This window comes from Hungatella sp. (assembly GCF_046966825.1).
The window spans coordinates 1-15,159 of sequence record NZ_JBKVCZ010000151.1; the positions used below are offsets into that span (position 1 = coordinate 1).

Consider the following 15,159-nt stretch of genomic DNA (forward strand, 5'->3'; position numbering starts at 1 on the left):
ATCAGCCCCTCATCGCAGAGCGCTACTGCGGCAGCCCTGTCCGGATATTTCTGATGAAAACGGCCCATGGCCGCCTCCGCAATCTCACGCACGGAGACAGGTGTCAGCAGAATGGAGTTTGTGCGGATAGCGCGGTACAAATCTTCCATCCGTGTCACCATCGACTCATTGAGCTGATTGAGCTGGGCCGCAACACCCCTGATTTTTTCCAGATCCGGAGATTCCTCCTTAAGCGCCTGCCCCAGTTTCTTATTCAGAATCCGGTTTGCCAGCAGCTGGTTCTTCATACTGTGCACAAACACAGAGGCCCCAAGGCTCGTCTGATCAAATCTGCTCTGCAGCGATACGGTTTCCCGGTTCTCTGCAGAACGGATACGGGGAGAGCTTTCCTTATCCTGATGATAGGTAATCTGTGTATAGCGCAAAAGATTGACGGAACCCAATATGACAAAAAATACAGAGCAGAGAATCAGAGCCGCCCAGGAGATGGAGTACATGATTCCCGCCGTATAGCTTCCCCGCCAGATCCACAAAAACTCCAGGCTGTAATACTGGTAAATCTGCGCGGGATCCTGTAATCCATAGATAATATACAGGAATGCCATACTGATATAAGACAGCAGGATATACCGGAAGTTCTTCTTAAAATACGGAATGGAAATACTGCGGTACTCATGAAGCAGCAGACAGAGCGCCAGCAGAAGGCAGGCCATAATCCACACCATTGCCATCACTCCCATGAAACGCTGCAGCTTCCACCGCCCCCTCACTCCCATCCGAAAGACTGCCGGATAATAATAGACCAGCCAGATCACCACAAAGTAAGCCAGAATCCGTAATTTTCTTATGTGTCTGCGCACCAGGGTGCTCATGGAGTAGTTCAGGGCAATCAGGAGCAGGACGCAGGGAAAGCAGCACCTTCCCACTGCTGCTGCATAGCCCTGCACGTCAAGGGTAATGGGAAGGTACTGCAAATACTGCTGAATATTCGGAAGCAGAAACAAAAGAATCTGCTGGTTTCGCGAGAAGCCGCCGATCTTGGCCGTATAGATCACGATCCCCGCGAGCATGGTGATAAAGCTTCCGCACAGCGCCAGAATAAGAAGAGATATCTTATCCCGGCGCAGCCTTACGACAATCAGTGCTACCGCGCCAATTAAGGCCATCATAATGATTAGCATCTTTTATTCTCCGTTTACTTATGCAGGGATTCGTACGCTTCTTTGGCAAACTGAGGGCAGAACCATTCCTCTACCGGCACGGTTTTCTCCACCTTGCCGTCCTGTACATATAAATTCTGAAGCGCATCATACCATTTTGCCGCCGTTCCGTCGGTCATAACCTGGTAACAGTAATCCGCATCGAACAGATCGATGTTGTTCATCTCCGCCACAACACCATCGAGCGGCGCATCGATAAACTCAGCTACGTTTTCCGCCGTTTCCTCCGGGTGTTCCTTGCGGTAGTCCATCGCCTTCAGCATGGCCCTTGAAAAACGTACCATGACATCCGGATGCGCGTCCATATATTTAGGCGTTACCACCCAGTGGCCCGGGAATGCAAACTGGTCTCTGAAATCGCCGATCGTGGTCAGTCTTACAACATTCTCTTCCCCCATGGTCTTTCGAACTTCACTGGTCTGCGGCGGCCAGAGTGTACAGGCGTCCACCTTCTTGGCCACAATTGCAGCCACCATGCCAGCTGCGTCCATATTGACGATTCTGACATCATCCCGGCTTAAGCCTGCTTTCTCCAAAGCCAGCTTTAAGACCGTTTCCCCCGATGTCCCCGGCGCTGTGGCAATGGTTTTTCCCTTTAAATCCTCCAGCGATGTGATGCCGGATTCCTTATACGTTAAAAGTTCATCTCCATTTCCCAAAAACTCCGTCAAAAAGACATTTACCTGACGCTGTACGGCTAAAAACGTGGCGCCGTGGCCAATATAACCGATATCCACATCTCCGGCCACCATGGCAGCAATCTCCTGCGGACCGGCTGTAAATTTAACCGGCTCCACTATAAGCCCTTCTTCCTCAAAAAAGCCGTTCTTCTCCGCGGTGATATAAAGGTTGTTTCCCCCAAAATTCGGATGTATGCAACTCTGAGCTTTACCGTCTCCGGTTTCGAGGACTCTGTCGTTTCTGCCCCATCCGTCATTTCTGCCGCCGCGCCTTCTGTCTGCTGCCCCGCCTCTGCCGTTATCTCCGGTGCCTTCGTGTCTGTGTTCTGCTTGGTACTCCCTCTCCTGAACATCCGTCAGTATTCCGCACAGCATCACTGTCAGTAAGACCAACTGGTAATTTTTTCATATTCTTTCCTCCTTCTCCATCTTAGCTTTCTCGTGAATTGTTGTAAACCCTTATTTCCGTACTTCCAGAAATTCCCTGTATACCTGTCCCCAGACATGAACCTTTAAATCCAGGAATTCCTTCGTCATCTTCGTTTCCTGCGTTCTTGGATAGGGAATATTTACCGGCACAATTTCCTTAACCCGTCCGGGACGGGCGCTCATGATAACCACCCGCTGGGCCAGTATAATCGCCTCCTCCACATCATGTGTGATAAAAAAGCAGGTCTTCTTCTCCTTCTCCCACGTTTCCAGCAGTTCCGTCTGGAGCTGTGTTCTGGTCTGGGCATCAAGCGCTCCAAACGGCTCGTCCATTAAAAGGATCTCCGGATTCACCGCGTAGGCCCTGGCAATCGCCACCCGCTGCTTCATCCCCCCTGACAGTTCCTTGGGATAGCTGTCTCCAAACTCCTCCAGGCCTACGAGACGAATGTATTTATCAGCAATCACAGACAATTCCGGCTCCTTCACACCTCTTAACTTCAATCCGAATTTGACATTCTTTTTTACGGTCAGCCACGGGAACAGCGCGTACTGCTGGAAGATAACGCCCCGCTCGCTCCCCGGATTTACCACCTCTTTTCCCTTCACACAGACCCGCCCTGACGTCGGTCTTTCCAGGCCCGCGATGATATTCAAAAGCGTCGATTTTCCACAGCCGGATGGGCCTACCACGCAGACGAATTCATTTTCTCTGATCTCCATGTCCACGCCGTTTAGGGCCACTACCTCGCCGCTCCTGCCCTGATAGATTTTCTCCACATGATCAATCTTTACAATCACGTCGCCTGATGAGTTTCCTGCCATCCTGTCAGCCACCTTTCCAGAATATGTACGATCTTGTTAAGCACCAGACCGATGATACCAATCACCATGATTCCCATGATAACAACGTCCATCCGGAAATACATGCTGGCTTCCTGAATCATTGTCCCCAGCCCCTTGCTGGCTCCCGTCAGTTCCGAAGCGATCAGTGTGGTAAGCCCGGCAGAAAGGCCGAGGCGTATAGCGGTCAGCACAAACGGAAACGACGCTGGTACCACGACATGGAAGAAGATATCCCTGTCGTTAGCCCCCAGAACTCTGGCCGCCTTTACCAGTGTGGAATCGACATTTTTGACTCCCTGGTAAATCGTAATTACCATGACGAGAAATGTAGCAATGAAAATCACCATGATTTTGGAGGACTCGTCCACACCGAGCGCTACGATAACCAGCGGAATATAGGCGATCGGCGGAATCGTCCGGATGAACTGCACCACAGGCTCCAGCAGATACTGCACAGTCTTATACCATCCCATCAGGAATGCAATGGGAACAGCGGCGGCCAGTCCCAGCAAAAAGCCGGTGATGACCCGGAACAGGCTGTAACCGATATGAACCCAGATTGCCCCGCTCTTCGCCATGGTGATAAATGCCATCAGCGTCTTTTTAGGAGAGGCGAACACGGCTCCCGCCTCCGACACGGAGATCAGCTGCCAAACCATCAGGCACATAATCAGGGAAATGAGAGACCAGACCCTCTTGTTTTTTATTTTGATCCATTTCATGGCCGCTCCTCCTTTAATAGCACGGAGCTATCGCATTGGGAGAGCAGACGATGGCGGCGTTCGGGTGATTCTGCAGCAGGGAAGCCGGAAAACCAGATGATACGGTGCCGCATCCAGCCCGTCTGATAGCCCCGGAATGCCAGTCCCTGAAGCAGTAAACGCTGACCTTATCCGCACACAGCATCTCTCTCATACCGACCGTGATTCCATAAAACGGAATGTCCTCCATCGCTCCGTTCATACCGGTGGAAGCCTTGATCGTCCTGGTGGTTTCCGATATTCTCACAACTCTGGTAGGCAGTTTTGCAAATTCCTCCGGGCTTACATCCGCAGGCTCATTGAAGCCCAGATGACCGTTGATGCCGAATCCCGCAAAACAGATATCCACTCCCCCCAGAGCTTCAATCAAATCAGGTATTCTCTCCAGCCAGCCGGGATCCGGGTATATCCTCTGTTCTTCCGGCATCACCAGTCCCTTGTCGATTTTCGAATACAGGACCTGATTCATCTTCCTCCTCAGAGAATGGATGTTGTCGAGTCCCACCAGTCCGCCGTCGCTGTCCAGCCAGTCATCCATGGTAATCAACCATACCTTCTTTAAGTTGATTCTCCTGGTGTTGACCAGGTCCACAAAAACGGGATACTGCCCGGTCGGCCCGAACGGAATGATAAACACCGTCCGTTTTCCCTGACGGTTGTTGTCCTCAATCTTCTCCGCCATCTCCAGCGCCATGCGGCTGAATACGGATGTCTGGTCCTCCAGACAGGTGATCGGTATCCTGGAAATCCTTCTTACTTCTTCTGCCGGAATTCGATACTCTTCCCATTGCTTCATAAGCTTTCCCCCTCTCTTTTCATGTCTTAAGCATACCACCCGCCTTCTCTTCCTGACAGTATGATTTTTTTTCATACTTTTTGAGGTAATCCTGTGAATACCCGACAAATTATATGTACAAAAAGAAAAAGGAAACAGCAAGAGCGTTTTTCTCTGCCATTTCCTTTAGGGTAAGTCTAAAAAACGCAGCCGGTGTGCGGTTCCGAAAACTGGCCACATCTGCTGCGTTAGCATCAGCGATCTCTTTACTTTTTATCCTTCGGAACAATCGCTTCCATTCCGCCCATATACGGTCTTAAAAGCTCCGGAATTCTTACACTTCCGTCCGCCTGTAAGTTGTTCTCTAAAAATGCGATCAGCATTCTCGGCGGTGCCACTACCGTGTTATTTAAGGTGTGGGCGAAATACTTTCTTCCGTCCTCCCCGTTGACACGGATCTTAAGCCTTCTGGCCTGGGCGTCGCCCAAGTTGGAACAGCTTCCCACCTCGAAGTACTTCTTCTGGCGCGGGGACCATGCCTCCACGTCCACGGACTTCACCTTTAAATCAGCGAGGTCACCGGAGCAACACTCTAAAGTTCTGACCGGAATATCCAGGGAACGGAATAGATCCACCGTATTCTGCCATAACTTATCGTACCATTCCATGCTCTCCTCCGGCTTGCAGACAACGATCATCTCCTGCTTCTCAAACTGATGGATGCGGTAGACGCCGCGCTCCTCCAGGCCATGGGCGCCCTTCTCCTTGCGGAAGCACGGAGAATAGCTGGTAAGTGTCTTCGGAAGGGATTCCTCCGGAATAATGGTATCAATAAACTTTCCGATCATGGAATGCTCGCTGGTACCGATAAGGTATAAATCCTCACCCTCGATCTTATACATCATGGCGTCCATCTCAGCAAAGCTCATAACGCCGGTCACTACCTCGCTGCGGATCATGAACGGCGGTACACAGTACGTAAAGCCGCGGTCGATCATGAAGTCACGTGCATAGGAGATTACGGAGGAGTGAAGTCTTGCAATATCACCCATCAGATAGTAGAAACCGTTGCCCGCTACCTTTCTGGCACTGTCCAAATCGATTCCGTCAAAGCGCTCCATGATGTCGGTGTGATACGGTATCTCGAAATCCGGTACCACCGGCTCACCGTATCTCTGCACTTCCACGTTCTCGCTGTCGTCTTTTCCAATCGGTACGCTGGGATCAATGATGTTCGGGATGGTCATCATGATCTTTTTGATCTTCTCGTCCAGTTCCCGTTCCTTCTCCTCCAGCTCTGCCAAATGGTCAGAAGCCGCCGTCACCTGCTTCTTAAGCTCTTCGGCCTCTTCTCTCTTTCCCTGGCCCATCAGCCCGCCAATCTGCTTGGAAAGTTTATTACGTTCCGCTCTGAGCGCATCGCCTTCCTGCTTTGCGGCGCGGTTTAACTCGTCCAGTTCAATAACCTCATCCACCAGCGGCAGCTTGTTATCCTGAAATTTATTCCTGATATTCTGTTTTACAGCCTCAGGATTTTCTCTTACAAACTTTAAATCTAACATGGTATTCCTCCTGGTTTCTCCTCAATATGATAATCTGCCGTTGATTATACTACAAATTACAGTGAAAGAAAAGCCCCTTATTTCCATTTTATCAATTCCGACAGCACTTCCTCAAAGCATACCCCGTTCTGAACCGGAACATTTAACTCCTCCGATTTTAGAATACAGCGCTTTACAAACCGTGCCGCCTTCTTCGCCGCATCGGTCAGCGAAGCGCCTTTTACCGCCTCCGCCGCCACGATGGCCGAGAACACATCCCCTGTGCCCGGCCGTTCCCGTCCAACCCGCATCGAACGGCAGAACGCGGTTTCCTTCCCCCGCTCTGCGATGACATTGGTCAGATACGCACCTTCCTTCACTCCCGTTATGATGACTCCGGAAGGTCCCATCTCCCGGATCTCCTCCGCCATCGCTAAAAGCTCCGTCCTGTGCCAACCCTCTTCCCGGTATTCCCGGCCCGTCAGAATGCATGCCTCGGTCAGATTCGGCGTACGATATCACCCAGACCTGCGCCCCTTCATGCGGCCGTACATGGCGGCGTGTAGTCTGATACGCCTTTCCGTGGTCCCCATACTCGGATCGATCACCACCAGCGTATCCTTTCCCTGAAACTGCCGGATCATGGACATGACAATCCCGATCTGTGCCTCCGAACCGAGAAAGCCGCTGAAAATGCCGTCGAACTCCAGCCCCAGTTCCGTCCATTTTTCTAAATAAAGTCCCATCTTATCCGTATAATCGTCAAAGAAATACACCGGAAATCCGGTGTGATTAGAGAGAATAGAGGTGGGAACCGGACAGCACTGAACCTTCAGCGCCGACAAAATGGGAATAGCCACTGTCAGCGAACAGCGGCCATATCCCGATAAATCATTGATTACTGCAATTTTTTTCTGATGTCTTTCTGTTATCATATCCGTAAAATTCCTCCCATTCCCGACCGGAGAAGCGCGTTCCGCAGCGGCATGTAGATGACGACGGAAGCGATGGCCGACGTCACCGCGTTGATGGTGGTCGAGGTCACATTCCATACGAGCGCCAGCTCAGCGGCCGGTTTTCCCAGAATCAGCAGCTTGTAGTAGTATCCCACAAGCGGATCAAAAATAACATTGAAAAGCAGTCCGCCAACAGAAGCGATAAGGACCCATTTGAAAATGTGTTTCTGATCATGGGATTCATTGATCTTTCCTATTCTGTGAGCCAGGAAACCGGTAATCAGGCCGATACACAGCTTCAAAATAAAAGTCTTAGGCGCATAGACCACATACACCGGATCGAATAAGTCGCCGATCGTCATACCGATGGCTCCGCCCAGGCCGCCGTATACGCCGCCCAGTAAAAGCGCTCCCAGCACACAGACCGCATTTCCCAAATGAATGGAAGTCGCGTCTCCTCCCGGAAGCGTAATTTTAAACTGCAGGAACGTGAAGACCACGTACGACATGGCCGCGAATAATCCGGTCATGGCAATTTTGCTGATTTTACTGTCTGTTCTGTTCATTTCTTTTTCCTCCCTTGATGCCAATGCTTTCTTGTCCCCTATCTTAGCATGAGGGTGGAGTGATATAAATATCCAGTTTTGTTTTTTTAGGCCATACCAGTTTAGTAATCGCAGTTCACGGTACCACGGGCCTCTGCAACGCTTAGTCGTGAGACTCCACGCAGATCAGCGCCCCATCACGGAATGTGATAGTCCCCGTCTCCGCCTCCAGCTCGTTGCTGATACAGAGGCTGGTACCGATCCGGATATCCCGGTTAGTCAGGGGATACTTGAAGCCTTTCAGCGTAATCCCGTGAACCTCCTCGGTAAGGGGGAGGAAGGAAATATATTTTCCCCAGATTTCAGAGGAACGGTAAGTCTTTCCCTGATCCAAAATGTAGAGCCGGTTCTTCTCATCGACGATGGAAGCCTTCACGCCTTTTTGCAGGCATGCGTACAGCAGATGGATATTGCCGATGGAGTGGTCCAGCCTGCCGCCGGTGGCGCCCAGGATAACCATATCGCTGACGCCGGTCTCCATGGCGGTGCGGAGAGCAAGTTCCGTATCGGTCTCATCCTTTTCCGGCTGGTGCTGTTCGAAGGTTATGCCCTCTATCTGACTGTATTCCTCCAGAAGCTCGCCCTTCACCGTATCGAAATCACCGACAATGGCATCCGGCCTGATATCCAGCTGTTTTACAGCCGCCAGACCGCCGTCCACGGCGATCACCATGTCAAATATCTTGTCTTTTAAAAAAGCACCGGCGAATGCACAGTCTATGCTTCCGCCGGTGATAATAAGGCCCGTCATTCCTGTTCCTAAAATATCTTCAAAAATGCCTTCGTGTTCGCCGTCACATCCCCTTTAAAGATCGCAGAACCGGCGACAAAGACGTTGGCCCCCGCCTCCATCAACTCCCGCACATTATCACACGTTACGCCGCCATCCACTTCAATATCCGTGGACAGCCCCCGCATGTCGCATTTTTTCCTTAAAGCGCGGATCTTCTCCAGAGTATAGGGAATGAACTTCTGTCCGCCGAATCCCGGATTCACGGTCATGAGCAGCACCATGTCCACCTGATCGAGGATACAGTCCAGCACGTCGACAGGCGTAGCCGGATTCAACACGACTCCGGCCTTCAAACCGGCCTCCTTAATCTGGTTCACCGTGCGGTCCAAATGGGTACACGCCTCCACATGAACGCTGATGATGTCGGCTCCCGCTTCTTTCATGGCATCGATATAACGGCCTGGCTCCCTAACCATCATATGGACATCAAATACCTTATCCGTACAGCTTCTCAAGCTGGCTATCACAGGCATGCCGAAGGAAATGCTGGGAACGAAGTCCCCATCCATCACATCAAGATGGATGTACTGTGCTCCCGCGTCCGCGGCCTCGCATACCTGCTGCTCCAAATGTTTAAAATCTGCTCCCAAGATGGAAGGTGCTAATAGGAACATATCAATATCTCCTTTTATCTTTTAATTCCTGGTACAAAAGCTTGTAATTATCATAACGGCTTTCGCTTATCTCCCCCTGGCGCACGGCCTCCTTGACTCCGCAGACCGGCTCGCCCACATGGACGCAGCCTAAGAACTTACAGTCATCCTCGTAAGCCGCAAATTCAGGAAAATAATCCTTTAAGTTTCCGCACTCCAGTTCCTCTAAGTACATGGAGCTGAAGCCCGGGGTGTCCATCATGTACGTGTCCTTCCCGATGGCAAACAGCTCGCTGTGCCTCGTCGTATGCTTTCCTCTCTGGATCTTCTCGCTGATCTTTCCAGTCTCCATGCCTGCCTCCGGAAAAAGGAGGTTCGTGATGGAAGATTTCCCGACGCCCGAAGGGCCTGCCAGAACCGTTGTCTTTCCCTCTGTCAGCTCCCGAACCGCTTCCAGCCCTCTGTTTTCGTAGGTGCTTGTAAAGTAGACGGGATAGCCCGCTGAGGAATAAATATTCCCCAGACGGTCCCTCTCCTCGTCTCCCGTTAAATCCGTCTTATTAAAACAGATCTTCACGGGAACATCCTGCACCTCCATCATCACGAGGAAGCGGTCCAGAAGGTTTAAGTTGGGCTCCGGATGGGTGATGGAGAAGATCACCAGCGCCTGATCGATATTAGCCACAGCCGGCCGGACCAGCTCGTTTTTGCGTGGAAGGATCTTGTCGATGTTGCCTTCCTTCTCCGCCTCGCTCAACACGGTAAATTCCACATTATCCCCTACCAGAGGTTTGATCTTTTTATTGCGGAACACGCCCTTTGCCTTGCATTCATAGACGTCTGTTCCGTTATCCACATAATAAAAACCTGCAATTCCTTTTATAATTTTTCCTGTCATACAATAGCCCTTATGACTGTGGAATGGGGACAAACGTAACCGGATATGAATTGATTACTTCCCCCGTGTCCACATTGACAATCTGCACTTCACCGCTGGTCACGCCATAGGCGCCCTCAATGTTCTTGAAGACGACCGGAAGCTGCTGGTCTCCCGTGATCGTCACCGGCCCCATCAGATCCCTGACCTCGTCTTTTCCGTTTACCGTCTGCTTCAGCTGGATCTTTATATTCAGCTGGGTGCTGGCGGATCCCGGTCCTATTAAATTCTGGAGCGGATACGATTTCTCGATGGATGCCAGGTACTTGTATTTGGCCTGTTCCGCCGATCCGCTGCTGACCACGTAATCGATGGCCGTTCCGCCCTCTACCTGGGTATTGGGCGCGATGGCCTGACGAATGATGGTGCCTGCCGGCACCTCTTCCGAGGTTTCCTTCGTTACCGTTCCGGAAACCAGGCCCAGATCGGCCAGCATCTCCTCTCCGACCTCTTCCCCTTTGCCTGTAATATCAGGAACCGTTACCGGATTGGTCAGTGCCGGGCCTGTGCTGGCGATCACGCTGATCACAGCCCCTTCCTTTGCCTTATCCGGGCTGTAGCTGATGATCTTGCCGGACTCTACCGTATCGCTGCTCTGGTTCTGCAGATTCACGACAAAGCCTTTGCCCTCCAGAAGCGATTTGGCCGCCTCCGCTGTAAGGGAATCCAGGCCCAGGGTGGTTAAATCGATCTCCGGATGCTCCGGTCCGTTGCTGATGACCACGGATACAGCCGAGTACTTATCTACAATCTCTCCCGCTTTCGGAGTCTGGGTAATGACATCTCCCTTTTTCACAGTATCAGAGAACTCATAATCACCGATCTTCATGTCCAGACCGCCGTTCTCACGAAGCTTCTGCCGCGCAATGTCTTCCGCCAGTCCCTCGACCTCAGGCATGGTAGTCTGTTTTTCACCCAGAGTCGTCTCCTCCGGTATCGTAGTCTCCACAGTGGTCTCCGTCTCCTTGGGTGTTCCGGAACGGAACAGCCCGCCAAGTCTGGTAACCAGGAAGATAAGGACGATGACGATAAGAACCGCCACCACGATGCCCGCTGCCGTCAGAAGCTTTTCGATTCCCGGATTGATCTCCTCATCCGGTTCCCGGCGCTTCGTTCTACCCGACGGGCCTCCGGCAGTTCCGGTATTCCGGCTGCTCCTGTGCTCCGGCTGGCGTTCCCGCACCGGTTCATTGCCATAACGGCTGTTCCGGTTCTGCTGCGGTTCCGGCTGATTCCTGCGGCCGGAGCCGGAACGGATCTGCTCCAGCTCCGGCGCTCCGATGATCACCGTCTGGGATGTATCCATAGACGGAGCCGACGCCTGCACAAAATTCTCATCGGGCGTCACAAGGGCGCGCCGCAAGTCGGCGATCACCTCCTGCATGCTCCCATACCGGTACTCCGGCTTCTTCTCCGTACATTTTAAAATGATGTTCTCAAAACCGACCGGAATCTCCTGATTGTAGTAGCTGGGCGGTGTAATCGGGTCTTCTAAGTGCGCCAGAGCCACCGTGACGGTGTTCTCCCCTTCAAAGGGCACCCGTCCGGCTGCCATCTCGTACATGGTAATCCCCAGTGAATAGATATCACTGCGGGCGTCGCTGTATCCGCCTCTCGCCTGTTCCGGTGAAATATAATGAACCGATCCCATAGCCGTAGCGCTGAGCGTCTGAGTGGATGCGGCGCGGGCGATCCCGAAATCCGCTACCTTCACCTTTCCATCCCGCGCGATAATGATATTCTGCGGCTTGATATCCCGGTGAACGATTCCCTGCTCATGGGCGGCTGCGATCCCCTGCGCCACCTGGATGGCGATCCCGATAGCCTCTTTGCTGTCGAGGCAGCCCTTTTTCAGGATATAATTCTTGAGAGTGATGCCCTCGATCAGCTCCATAACTATATAGTGAAGAGTTCCCTCATCCACGACATCATATACGTTTACAATGTTCGGATGGGACAGTCTGGCCGCAGCCTGGGCTTCCATCTTAAACTTGCTCACAAATCCGCTGTCTGAACTGAATTCCTCCTTCAGTACCTTAATGGCAACCTGCCGTTTCAGCTTATGGCACAGGGCCTTGTACACATCTGACATCCCGCCGGAACCGATCTTATCCAGTATTTCATATCTGTCCTGTAAAAATGTCCCTGGTCTCAAAATCATAAGCTTACCTCCCTGCCAATCTGCGGATCAACGAGTACCACTGCTATATTGTCCTTACCGCCATTGTCATTGGCTACCGTGATCAACTTCTCCGCTTTTTCCTCCAGCTCCAGATCAGAGCCGACAATCTCCTCCATCTCTACGTCCTCCAGCATATTGCTGAGTCCGTCGGAACACATGAGAATAAAGTCTCCCGGCTCCAGTCCTACCTCGAAGAAATCAACCAACAGCTTATCTTCTGTCCCAACTGCTCTCGTAATGATATTCTTTTTATCCTTATAATCCTTGCTTCCGCGCTCCAGACGCCCCAGGGAAACCAGTTCCTCCACATAGGAATGGTCTTTCGTCACCTGTCTGATCCTGTCTCTCACGAGATAGAGGCGGCTGTCTCCCACATTGGCCACATAGAGAGTATTTTCATCGGCCACTGCAGCCACCAGAGTCGTTCCCATACCGGAAAGTTCCGGTTTTTCCTTCGACTCCTGGTACAACTGCGTGTTGACCTTTAATATACCCTCCCGCAGAAGCGGAACAATCTGGGAATTTTCCGTATACTGAAGATACGTCACCAGATTTTCTACAATATATCTGGAGGCATAGTCTCCGGCCTGATGACCGCCCATCCCATCCGCAACCACGAATAAGTTCGGCAGGCTCCCGACCGGCTCCACGCTGGCATATACGTAATCCTGATTGGCCGTACGCACTCTTCCCGTATCCGTCAATGCACAAGCTTTCATAGCGTCTTCTCACTCCCTTTTTGTTCCTGACATAAAAAACTCTTTCTAAGCTGGCCGCAGGCACCATGGATGTCCCGGCCCATTTCCCTTCTTATAGTAACATTAATTCCATTTTTTTCAAGCAGATTTTTAAATGCCTCTATGGCCTTCCTGTCCGACTGCACGTAATCCCGTTCCTTGATGGGATTCACCGGAATTAAGTTCACGTGGCCCTGCTGGTCTTTGATCAGCGCCGCCAGCGCCGCCGCTTCCTGCAGATTATCATTGACTCCGGAAACGAGACTGTACTCAAAGGTCAGCCGTCTTCCCGTCTTCTCAAAATATGTATGACAGGCTCCCAGCACATCGTTCAGCTTATAGCGGTTCGCCACAGGCATCAGAGTCTTTCGCACCTCATCATCAGGCGCGTGGAGCGAGAGGGCCAGGGTGATGGCGAGTCCCTCATCAGCCAGCTTAAGGATTCCCGGAACAATGCCGCAGGTGGACAGTGTAATGTTTCGCTGGCTGATGTTCAGCCCATGCTCATCCGTCAGCAGGCGGATAAACTTCACCACATTATCATAGTTATCCATAGGCTCTCCCGAACCCATGATCACCACATTGGAGATCCGCTCCCCTGTGAGATACTGAATCCGGTAGATCTGGTCCAGCATCTCCGCCGGCCTTAAATTCCGTTCCAGGCCATCCAGAGTGGAGGCGCAGAACCGGCAGCCCATACGGCAGCCGACCTGGGAGGAAATACATACGGAATTGCCGTGTTTATACCTCATTAAGACGCTCTCGATAATATTGCCGTCTGAAAGGCCGAATAAATACTTTCTCGTCCCGTCAATGGCGGATATTTTCTCGTCCACAGTCTGAAGCGACGTATAGTCACACGTCTCCTTCAGCCGTTCCTTGAGGGACTTCGGAAGATTCGTCATCTCCTCGTATCCGGGGGCCAGCTTTTTGTGCATCCACTCGTAGAGCTGTTTTGCCCGGAACGCCTTCTCGCCGGAGGCTGTGATAAACGCCGTAAGTTCTTCTAAATTCAGAGATTTAATATCTGTCTTTTCCATTATCCTTATTTTTTCTGAAATGCCGCGATGAAAAATCCGTCGCACGGGTGGATTCCCGGTAAGAGCTGGATATTCCCGGACCTCAGAGAGGCCGCATTCAGTGTTTCTCCTAACTTTCCTTCTAAATTCATGGCGTCAAACGGATAATTCTCCAGAAACCACGCCGCATTCTCTTCATTTTCTTTCCGGTCAATGGTACAGGTGCTGTAAATCAGCTTTCCTCCCGGCTTCACGTAAGATTGAACCACAGAGAGGATCTCCCGCTGCAGAGCTGCCAGCTCCTCCATCTGTTCCATCGTCATCCGGTACTTGATATCCGGTTTCCTGCCTATGATCCCAAGCCCGGAGCACGGCAAATCGGCCAGAACAATGTCTGCCCTGCCTTCCCACGCCGGATCCGGCACAAGGGCGTCGTGCACCTCGGCACGGATGTTGGTAAAGCCCGACCGGGCAATATTATCTTCGATAAGGGCCACCTTCTGCTCCGTCAAATCACGGACGATTACCATTCCGGTTCCCTTCAGTTTATCCGCGACGTGAAGGCTCTTTCCGCCGGGAGCGCCGCAGACATCGAGGCAGAGATCGCCTTCCTTCGGGTCCGCAATCTCGCCCACAAAGCTGGAGCTCATATCCTGAACTGAAATCAGGCCTTCGGCAAACGCGTCAAGACTTTCTAAATAATCGTACTTCGATAAATAGAGAACCGCTGCAGACAGCGGCGTCTCCTCCACCGTAACGCCCTGATTTTTCAGGCTTTCCATAATCTCCTGCTTCGAAGCCCGGTTTAAATTGCAGCGAACCGCCGTCCTGCTGGGCTTTAAGAAGGCTTTTACCATGGAAACCGCCGTCTCCTCTCCGTATGTACCCTTCCACATATCCAGTATCCAGGAAGGCATGGAGTATCGGACAGAATCATCCGGCCATTTCAGTTGTTCTTTATTTCTGGAAATATTACGCAGAACGCCGTTGACAAAGCCCTTTAATCCGGTGAATTTCCGTTTCTGCGCCAGCTTTACCGCCTCGTTGCAGACGGCGGAGTCCGGCACACGGTCCATATAGAGAAT

16 protein-coding genes are annotated in these 15,159 nt (G+C 51.7%); all 16 read right to left on the reverse strand.

From position 1 onward, the window contains the following. On the reverse strand, positions 1–1,181 hold a 1,181-nt coding region (locus ACLTD4_RS28695; RefSeq protein ID WP_412331756.1), incomplete at its 3' end, for a sensor histidine kinase. Between the two features lie 14 nt (positions 1,182–1,195). After that, entirely contained in the window at positions 1,196–2,293 is a 1,098-nt protein-coding gene (locus ACLTD4_RS28700; RefSeq protein ID WP_412331757.1) for an ABC transporter substrate-binding protein, read from the reverse strand. Between the two features lie 66 nt (positions 2,294–2,359). After that, the gene (locus tag ACLTD4_RS28705; RefSeq protein ID WP_055652844.1) at positions 2,360–3,154 is read right to left on the reverse strand and encodes an ABC transporter ATP-binding protein; all 795 of its coding nucleotides are present in this window, start codon (positions 3,152–3,154) and stop codon (positions 2,360–2,362) included. After that, positions 3,127–3,897: an ABC transporter permease gene (locus ACLTD4_RS28710; protein WP_025529298.1), complete on the reverse strand. Its 771-nt coding sequence runs from the start codon at positions 3,895–3,897 to the stop codon at positions 3,127–3,129. The genes ACLTD4_RS28705 and ACLTD4_RS28710 overlap by 28 nt, the downstream gene beginning before the upstream one ends. Before the next feature lie 13 nt (positions 3,898–3,910). Continuing rightward, the gene (locus ACLTD4_RS28715; RefSeq protein WP_117620642.1) at positions 3,911–4,732 is read right to left on the reverse strand and encodes a glucosamine-6-phosphate isomerase; all 822 of its coding nucleotides are present in this window, start codon (positions 4,730–4,732) and stop codon (positions 3,911–3,913) included. Positions 4,733–4,977: 245 nt separating this feature from the next. Continuing rightward, positions 4,978–6,273: a serine--tRNA ligase gene (serS, locus tag ACLTD4_RS28720; protein ID WP_002603948.1), complete on the reverse strand. Its 1,296-nt coding sequence runs from the start codon at positions 6,271–6,273 to the stop codon at positions 4,978–4,980. Between the two features lie 77 nt (positions 6,274–6,350). Further along, a complete protein-coding gene (locus ACLTD4_RS28725; RefSeq protein WP_412331761.1) occupies positions 6,351–6,755 on the reverse strand; it encodes a bifunctional hydroxymethylpyrimidine kinase/phosphomethylpyrimidine kinase in 405 nt (134 codons plus the stop codon). A gap of 15 nt (positions 6,756–6,770) precedes the next feature. After that, positions 6,771–7,187, reverse strand: coding sequence for a hypothetical protein (locus tag ACLTD4_RS28730; protein WP_412331758.1), 417 nt, complete (start codon positions 7,185–7,187; stop codon positions 6,771–6,773). After that, entirely contained in the window at positions 7,184–7,774 is a 591-nt protein-coding gene (locus ACLTD4_RS28735) for an ECF transporter S component (RefSeq protein WP_002603946.1), read from the reverse strand. Before ACLTD4_RS28735 ends, ACLTD4_RS28730 begins: the two co-directional genes overlap by 4 nt. 142 nt (positions 7,775–7,916) lie before the next feature. Next, on the reverse strand, positions 7,917–8,564 hold the full coding sequence (locus ACLTD4_RS28740) for a thiamine diphosphokinase (RefSeq protein WP_117620641.1): 648 nt from the start codon (positions 8,562–8,564) through the stop codon (positions 7,917–7,919). 8 nt (positions 8,565–8,572) lie between these two features. After that, positions 8,573–9,220 carry a ribulose-phosphate 3-epimerase gene (gene rpe, locus ACLTD4_RS28745; protein WP_412331759.1) on the reverse strand — a complete coding sequence of 216 codons (648 nt, stop codon included), beginning with the start codon at positions 9,218–9,220 and terminating at the stop codon, positions 8,573–8,575. 1 nt (position 9,221) lies between these two features. Beyond that, complete coding sequence (gene rsgA / locus ACLTD4_RS28750; protein ID WP_055652849.1) at positions 9,222–10,097, reverse strand: ribosome small subunit-dependent GTPase A; 876 nt, start codon at positions 10,095–10,097, stop codon at positions 9,222–9,224. A gap of 10 nt (positions 10,098–10,107) precedes the next feature. Continuing rightward, complete coding sequence (gene pknB / locus ACLTD4_RS28755) at positions 10,108–12,297, reverse strand: Stk1 family PASTA domain-containing Ser/Thr kinase (protein WP_117620639.1); 2,190 nt, start codon at positions 12,295–12,297, stop codon at positions 10,108–10,110. After that, positions 12,294–13,037 carry a Stp1/IreP family PP2C-type Ser/Thr phosphatase gene (locus ACLTD4_RS28760; RefSeq protein ID WP_055652851.1) on the reverse strand — a complete coding sequence of 248 codons (744 nt, stop codon included), beginning with the start codon at positions 13,035–13,037 and terminating at the stop codon, positions 12,294–12,296. The genes pknB and ACLTD4_RS28760 overlap by 4 nt, the downstream gene beginning before the upstream one ends. After that, positions 13,034–14,095, reverse strand: a complete 1,062-nt coding sequence (gene rlmN, locus ACLTD4_RS28765; RefSeq protein ID WP_117620638.1) for a 23S rRNA (adenine(2503)-C(2))-methyltransferase RlmN — start codon at positions 14,093–14,095, stop codon at positions 13,034–13,036. The genes ACLTD4_RS28760 and rlmN overlap by 4 nt, the downstream gene beginning before the upstream one ends. 5 nt (positions 14,096–14,100) lie before the next feature. Beyond that, positions 14,101–15,159: 16S rRNA (cytosine(967)-C(5))-methyltransferase RsmB (rsmB, locus tag ACLTD4_RS28770; RefSeq protein WP_412331760.1), on the reverse strand; the 1,059-nt coding region annotated here is incomplete at its 5' end.